The organism is Streptomyces sp. MBT53, assembly GCF_016654115.1.
GTDB lineage: Bacteria > Actinomycetota > Actinomycetes > Streptomycetales > Streptomycetaceae > Streptomyces.
Genome location: NZ_JAEQAZ010000329.1, coordinates 1 through 6,271, shown reverse-complemented (window position 1 = coordinate 6,271; position 6,271 = coordinate 1). Strand labels below are relative to the sequence as shown.

Genomic DNA, 6,271 nt, shown 5'->3' with positions numbered 1-6,271 from the left:
CCCCCGTACCGGATCCCCCCACCCGCACCCGCACGTGCCGTATCCCGTCGAAAGGTCCCCATGTCCTCGGAAGAACTGCGGCTGCGCCGCGAACTGGCCGCCGTCTACCGGCTCGTGGCGCACTTCAGGATGACCGACCTGATCTTCACCCACATCTCGGCCCGCCTCCCGGGCCCCGAACACCACTTCCTGATCAACCCCTACGGCCTCCTCTTCGAGGAGATCACGGCATCGAACCTCGTCAAGATCGACCTGTCCGGCCACCCCGTCGAGGAGTCCCCCCACCCGGTCAACCCGGCCGGCTTCGTCATCCACACCAGGGCGGGCTGCGCGGTCGCCGCCCAGAAGAGCGGCCTGCTCCCGCTCAACCAGATCTCCATGGAGTTCTACGGCAGGCTCGGCTACCACGACTACGAGGGCGTCGCCCTCAACCTCGCCGAACAGCGGCGCCTGGTGGGCGACTTGGGCGGCCACCCCGCGATGATCCTGCGCAACCACGGCCTGCTCACCGTGGGCGAGACCCCCGCGCAGGCGTTCCTGCGCATGTACTACCTCGACAAGGCCTGCGAGATCCAGACCACCGCGACCGCCACGGGCACCCCGCTCCTCACCCCCGCCCCCGGCATCTGCGAACTCACCGCGACGGTGGCACGACGCGTCGTGCCACCGTCCGTCGACTCACTTGGCGGAGGCGGCAGTTGACCTGGTGTCGGCCCCGGTGGCCTGCTGCCGGGGGACGGCCGTGTGCGGCCCGAGGAGTTCCGCCACGTGGGTGTGGCCGCCGCGCTGGGCATCGGTCAGGGCGGTGCCGCCCCAGCGGTCGGTCGCCTCGGGATCGGCGCCATGTGCGAGGAGGTAGCCGGTGACCTCCACATGGCCCTCGGCCGCGGCGAGATGCAGCGGAGTGCGGCCGTCGTAGTCGCCCGTGCCGATGTCCGCTCCGGCGGACACGAGCCGGCGGACCTCGTCCAGGTCGCCCTGGCTGGCCGCCCAGCAGAGGGCGACGACACTCTCGACGGCGCTCTGGTTAGGGCGTTTGCGGGGGTCCTTGCGCCGGGAGCCGCTGGAGACCGACGCATGCGGATGGACCTCGAACTTCTTCACGAGCTGACGGCAGAATTCGATGCCCCGTACCGAATTGCCGAGTTCGTCCAGCCGAGGGGACCAGACACAGACCCCCATGAGCCCGGGGATCACCACCATGAGCGCGCCGGACACCCCGCTCTTGGCCGGCAGACCGATGGTGAAGGCGAACTCGCCGGAGAAGTCGTACATCCCGCACGAGGACATGAGGGAAAGGCACTGCTGGACGGTCTCCTGGCTGAAGACCCGGTCGTCCGTGAGCGGGCACACCCCTCCGTTGGCGAAGGTGGCGGCGACCACCGCCAGCATGCGCGCGTCCAATTCGATGGAGCAGCACTGGAAGTAGAACTCCAGCGTCTGCAGCAGATCCGTGCCCGGAGGGAAGGCATTGCTCTCCCGCATCGAATGACCGAGCGCGAAATCGCGGTCGGCCGTCCGCCGTTCGGAGAGATAGACGGAGTTGTTGAACCCGACCCGCCTGCCCCCGGCCAGCCGCTGCCAGGTCTGCGCCACGTGGTCGAAGCGGTCCGCGAGGGGCAGCTCGGGACGGATCAGCGCGCAGCTCATGATCGCCCCGGTGTCGACGCCGTGTTCCTCCAGCGCCATGCAGTAGCTGACGGTCTTGGACATCGACTGGACGCAGAAGGGGACATCGGCGTCCCCCACGGTGTGCCGCTGGCCGTCGACGGTGCACAGGGAGATCGCGAACTGTTCCGGGTCGATAAGGGCGAGTTGGGGAATGTGGTCGGCCACCCGGCCGGCGCGCACGGGAAGCAGATCGTGATGGATCCGGTCGATCTCCTCGGTGAGCGACAGGAAGTCCGGCACGATGAGGGAATTCCGCATCGCCCGCTGCAGCAGACCGCTGTGATGCTGGATCAGGGCCACGAATTCCGGGAATCCCATTTCCCGCTCGCCGTCGCCGTCCTGCGTCGCGTCGAGGATGCCCTGAATCCGGGGATCGTCCTCCAGGATTCCGGTGGCGTGGAGATTCCTGACGAGTTCCGCGCGGGAGAGCGTCTGACTTCCGTCGTCGTCGAAAGCGTCGAAGAGAGCGCGGTACGCGGCTTCGAAAGGGTTCGTTCCGGACGCGGACTCGGGGTTTTCCCTGGGGCGGGTCGTGGACGCCATGCGGCTCACCTCGTAGCAGAAACAGCGGATCGCAGAACATTACGATCGTTATGTTCCATCTTGGAGAGGGTGGGCGTGGCTGCCCAGCGCCCCGTCACCCGTTCGGGTGGGGCGTGCGGGAGCGCGAGGGGAGCGGTGGCTGGGCGAGCGGTGCCTACGCGGCGGACCTCGGCCCGGGAGCACGGTCCAGCAGGGTGCGGGCCCGGTCCAGGCAGCCGTGCGGGTCGGGGGAGGCCTGCAGGGCGGGGAGCAGGAAGAGCCAGAGGTCGGTCACCGCCTGCTCGACGTGCTTGCGGTCGTCCAGGGCGGCGGACACGGTGTGGGTGCCGAAGAATCCGGCGACGACGACCCGCGCGGCCCGCTCGACATCCGTGTCGGGGGCGAGTTCGCCGTTCTCCCTTGCTGCGTGCAGGAGTTGGGCGACGGTTTCGATCCAGCCCACGAACGGCTGCGGCAGTTCGGCGGGGATGGATCTGCTCTCGTTCGAGAGCCTGTTGCCCGCCCGCACGATCACGTTGTCGCGGAACTCCCGCGCCACCGCGAGGCTGAGGCCCACCAGCCGGTCCAGGACGGGTCCTTCGAGCGAGGTCCAGCTCTCCACCAGTCGCGGCCATTCACCGAAGTGGGCCTCGAAGACGGACGCGGCCAGGCCCTCCTTGCTGCCGAAGTGGAAGTAGATGGCGCCGCTGGTGTAGCCGCTCCTCCGCGCCACGTCGCTGATGCTCGTCCCGACGTATCCATGCTGTTCGAACAGCACTGCCGCCGCCGCCAGGACGGCCTGCCGGGTGGCTTCCGCGCGTTCTTGCATCGCCCTCAACGACCCTTGCCCTTCACGCCGAATCGTCTTTTCAGGCGAATCTATCGGACCGTGCGGCATTTCTTATCCGCACCCGCGAGAATCACGCATCCTATTATTTTATGAAGGAATCAACCGGATCTCCCCCCTTCGGTACGGCGGCGATCCCGACGCTGAGCTGGGACCGCTCCGTACCGCGGAATCTCGTCCACCGGAAATCGATCGCGGAGGTTCTGCTCACCGACGGACACGCACTGGACGAAGGGCGGTATCTGCTCGCCGCGCAATGGTCACGCTCCCACACGACGTTCCGGGCCGGATCCGGCGACCGGCACGACCCGCTGCTGATCGCGGAAACCCTCCGGCAGGGCTGTCTCTACCTCTGCCAGCGCTTCCTGGGTGTCCCCCAGCGGAGCAGGGCCGTCATCAAGACCATCGGCTTCCGCCTCGACCCCGCCACCGAACCCGTGGTCGGCTACGGCGCGACCGACGTGACCTGCCGCGCCACGGTCTCCGACCTCCGTCGCGTCGAAGGCATCCCGTATCCCGTCGCGCTCAGTCTCCGGCTCGAACTGGCGGCGGGCGACGCCGAGTTCGGCAGCGCCGAGGGCCGGGCCCGCATTCTCACCGAGGACGAGTACCGGGCGCTGCGGGGTGCCCGGGCCGATGCGCTTCCGCCGTCCGGCGAGGCTGTCCGGCGACTCCCGCCCGCCGCCGTGTCGGCCTCCGCCTCCGGCGGTGTGATGGTGGCCCGGGACGGAACCGGCTCCCTGCGGGTGGCACCGGCCGACCTTCGCCATCCGCTGTTCTTCGACCACCCCAGCGACCACATCCCCGGCATGGTCCTCCTGGAAGCCGCCCGGCAGGCCGTGTGCCTCACGAGCGGCGACACCTCCGGCCGGCTGACCGGCTGCCGTATGACGGCCTCCCGGTTCACGGACTGGGACCCGCCCGCGTACGTCGCGTGCGAGCCCGGCGAGGAGGGCTGGGAGTTCGACGTCACACAGGGCGGGGCTGTGACGGCGTCGGGGGTCCTGTGGTGGGAGCCGGTCCTGAACAACTGAGCTGATGGCGCGGTGCGTTCAGTGATCCGGTACCGGCACGTCGGCGGGGGCGGGCGGAGGGCTCGTCCGGCGCGGGCGTCCGGACACCGCCGCCGCCGTCCGCTGAGAGATGCGCCCGCGCACGGGCCTACTGTCGACCCATGACAGTGGATCATCACGGCGTCGACTGCGTCTTCTGCGGTATCGCCGCCGGCACCGAACCGGCCCGCGTCGTCGCCGACACCGCCGAGACCCTGACATTCCTGCCCGTACGACCCGTACACCCCGGGCATGTTCTGGTCGTGCCCCGGCGTCATGTCGCGGACATCTGGGACCTCGACGAGGAGACGGCGGCGGCCGTCGGCGCGGCGGTGCTCCGGGCGGCCCACGCGGTACGGGCCGCCCACCGCCCCGAGGGGCTGAACGTCATCCAGTCGTCCGGGGCGGTCGCCACGCAGTCGGTGTTCCACCTGCACGTCCATGTGGTCCCGCGTTACCAGGGCGACCGGATGCCGTATCTGTGGCCCGCGAAGGCCGAGGAGGCCGAGGAGGCTGAGAAGACCGAGGAGGATCCGGCGCTCCTCGACGACTCCGCGCGGAGACTGCGCAGCGCGCTGACGGCGGGGTGGCGCTGAGGCGGCACGGTCCCGGAATCGCAGCGAAGAGCGCTGGCGATTCTCGGGGCGGCGCACCGGTCGTACAGAACCGAACCTCATCGAGGGTCGCCGGCGACGGACTCCTGGACGGGACGCTCGTCCGATACCGGGTGGGGCGGTGTCCGGCCGGGGCCGCGGCGGCCCGCGCGGGTGGGGCGGCCCAGGACGACTCCGGTCAGGACCAGTGCCAGTCCGCACAGTTGACGGACCGTCAGAACCTCTCCGGCGACCACCGTGCCGAGCAGTACGCCGGTGACGGGGTTGAGCAGACCGATCAGGCCCACCGTTCCGGAGGGCAGGTGCCGCAGCCCGGTGAACCAGGCCGCGAAGGCCAGCGCGGTGGCGACCAGGGTGACGTAGCCGAACGCGAGGAGCGCCGAGGGGGAGAGTGCGGGCGGCGGGCCCTCCACGACCGCGGCGACCGGCAGGAGGAACAGCCCTCCGGCGGTGAGCTGCCAGGCGGTCGAGGCGAGTACGTCGGTACGGGTGTCGTTCCACCGTTTGGTCAGGATGTGACCGAAGGCCGACACGAGCATCGCCGCGGCCGAGGCGAGGACTCCCGGCACGCTCACCCCGCCCGCCCCCGTGAACAGCATGAGACACACCCCGCCGAGCCCGATCGCCGCGCCGGCCAGGTGCGCGCGGCCGGGCCGTTCGGACAGCAGGGCCCAGGCGATGAGCATCATCGCCAGCGGGGACACCGCCATGACGGTCGAGGCGATGCTCGTCGGGAGCAGCTGGGACGCGGCGTAGACGAGGACGAAGAACACGCTCACGTTCAGCAGCCCGAGTACCGCGGAACGCCACCACCACGCGCCGCGCGGTCGCTTTCGGCACAGGCCCAGCAGGACGAGGCCGGCGGGCAGGGCTCGTAGGGCCGCGCCGTAGAGCGGGCTGTCGGGCGGCAGGAACTCGTGGGTGACGTAGTAGTTGGCGCCCCAGGCGACTGGTGCGACGGCGGTCAGTGCCACCCATCGCATATTGGCTTCCATGGAAGCTAATATAGAGCCAGCATAGCTTCCTGGGAAGGTATCGTGGTGTGCATGGACGACCCCCACCCGCCGGACCGTGTGGCCCGCATCCAGGCCGACTGGCGCCGCGAGCGCCCCGACCTCGACGTCACCCCGCAGGGAGTGATCGGCCGGCTGCACCGCCTGGCCGACCACCTGACCGAGGAACTCTGCCTCGTCTACGGGCGCTACGGACTCGGTGAGGGAGAGTTCGACGTCCTGTGCGCACTGCGCCGCGCCGGCGAGCCCTACGAACGGGCACCCGGCGAACTCGCCGCCCACACCATGGTCACCACCGGCGCGATGACAAAGCGGATCGACCGCCTGGAGCGAGCCGGACTCGTCACCCGCCGCCGCTCCGACGACGACCAGCGCGGCCGGATCGTCGCCCTCACCCGCCCCGGACACGACCTGATCGACCGGGCGTTCACCGACCACATCCGCAACGAACACCGCCTGCTGGGCCTGCTGACGCCGGGGGAGGCGGAGGCGTTGGAGGGGTTGCTCACGACGTGGCTGTCGCGGGTGGAGGATCCGCGGGTGGGGGAGGAG

Annotated in this window: 7 protein-coding genes; 4 read left to right on the top strand and 3 right to left on the bottom strand. The window is 70.0% G+C overall.

The window, feature by feature from the left end; genetic code table 11:
• The first annotated feature begins 60 nt into the window (after positions 1-60).
• Positions 61-702, top strand: a complete 642-nt coding sequence (locus JHN45_RS49970) for a class II aldolase/adducin family protein (RefSeq protein ID WP_201056099.1) — start codon at positions 61-63, stop codon at positions 700-702.
• Here the strand turns inward: JHN45_RS49970 and JHN45_RS49965 are convergent.
• Together JHN45_RS49965 and JHN45_RS49960 are read right to left on the bottom strand one after the other, a co-directional pair.
• Positions 679-2,214 (bottom strand): glutaminase, encoded by a 1,536-nt coding sequence (locus JHN45_RS49965; RefSeq protein WP_201056098.1) that lies wholly within the window; start codon positions 2,212-2,214, stop codon positions 679-681. The two genes, JHN45_RS49970 and JHN45_RS49965, sit on opposite strands and share 24 nt — an antisense overlap.
• A gap of 154 nt (positions 2,215-2,368) precedes the next feature.
• On the bottom strand, positions 2,369-3,022 hold the full coding sequence (locus tag JHN45_RS49960) for a ScbR family autoregulator-binding transcription factor (protein ID WP_200714001.1): 654 nt from the start codon (positions 3,020-3,022) through the stop codon (positions 2,369-2,371).
• A 110-nt stretch (positions 3,023-3,132) separates the two neighbouring features.
• On the opposite strand from JHN45_RS49960, the gene JHN45_RS49955 reads away from it, so the two are divergent.
• Both JHN45_RS49955 and JHN45_RS49950 read left to right on the top strand, forming a co-directional pair.
• The gene (locus tag JHN45_RS49955) at positions 3,133-4,074 is read left to right on the top strand and encodes a ScbA/BarX family gamma-butyrolactone biosynthesis protein (protein WP_200714002.1); all 942 of its coding nucleotides are present in this window, start codon (positions 3,133-3,135) and stop codon (positions 4,072-4,074) included.
• 140 nt (positions 4,075-4,214) lie between these two features.
• Positions 4,215-4,688: an HIT family protein gene (locus tag JHN45_RS49950; protein ID WP_201056096.1), complete on the top strand. Its 474-nt coding sequence runs from the start codon at positions 4,215-4,217 to the stop codon at positions 4,686-4,688.
• Between the two features lie 77 nt (positions 4,689-4,765).
• Here the strand turns inward: JHN45_RS49950 and JHN45_RS49945 are convergent, their stop codons facing one another.
• Positions 4,766-5,701 carry a DMT family transporter gene (locus JHN45_RS49945; protein WP_374195695.1) on the bottom strand — a complete coding sequence of 312 codons (936 nt, stop codon included), beginning with the start codon at positions 5,699-5,701 and terminating at the stop codon, positions 4,766-4,768.
• 51 nt (positions 5,702-5,752) lie between these two features.
• Between JHN45_RS49945 and JHN45_RS49940 the strand changes: the two genes are divergently transcribed.
• Positions 5,753-6,271 (top strand): MarR family winged helix-turn-helix transcriptional regulator (locus tag JHN45_RS49940; RefSeq protein WP_201056095.1); only part of this gene is annotated, 519 nt, incomplete at its 3' end.

What these genes read in the sequence shown, in the direction of transcription:
- JHN45_RS49965 (WP_201056098.1), bottom strand. Translation starts at nt 2,214, where the DNA reads ATGGCGTCCACGACCCGCCCCAGGGAAAACCCCGAGTCCGCGTCCGGA.
- JHN45_RS49970 (WP_201056099.1), top strand. Translation starts at nt 61, where the DNA reads ATGTCCTCGGAAGAACTGCGGCTGCGCCGCGAACTGGCCGCCGTCTAC.
- JHN45_RS49950 (WP_201056096.1), top strand. Translation starts at nt 4,215, where the DNA reads ATGACAGTGGATCATCACGGCGTCGACTGCGTCTTCTGCGGTATCGCC.
- JHN45_RS49960 (WP_200714001.1), bottom strand. Translation starts at nt 3,022, where the DNA reads ATGCAAGAACGCGCGGAAGCCACCCGGCAGGCCGTCCTGGCGGCGGCG.
- JHN45_RS49945 (WP_374195695.1), bottom strand. Translation starts at nt 5,701, where the DNA reads ATGGAAGCCAATATGCGATGGGTGGCACTGACCGCCGTCGCACCAGTC.
- JHN45_RS49955 (WP_200714002.1), top strand. Translation starts at nt 3,133, where the DNA reads ATGAAGGAATCAACCGGATCTCCCCCCTTCGGTACGGCGGCGATCCCG.